This is a genomic window from Mesorhizobium sp. WSM4815, from assembly GCF_055811575.1.
In genome coordinates this window covers 1-225 of the sequence record NZ_JBVVQS010000005.1, presented here as the reverse complement: position 1 = coordinate 225, position 225 = coordinate 1, and the positions used below count along the sequence as shown (strand labels likewise).

1 tRNA gene is annotated in these 225 nt (G+C 52.0%); it reads right to left on the bottom strand.

Features of this window, described 5'->3' with window-relative positions:
- Positions 1-148: 148 nt before the first annotated feature.
- Positions 149-224: transfer RNA gene (locus AC0L2B_RS00020), tRNA-Ala, on the bottom strand.
- Position 225 lies beyond the last annotated feature (1 nt).

Here is a 225-nt window from a genome sequence, read left to right as displayed (position 1 = left end):
ATCACACCCCTTGCGGGCTATGAAGTTCGAACAAATCTTCTCTTTACGATGTCAAACAGAACAGGCGGAGAGCTAGATGCTCGCCGCAAACTCTTAAAACGAATGACTTTTGCAACCGGTTTCACATCTCTACTCAACACCAAGGTAATGGTGGAGCCGGACGGGATCGAACCGACGACATCCTGCTTGCAAAGCAGGCGCTCTCCCAGCTGAGCTACGGCCCCT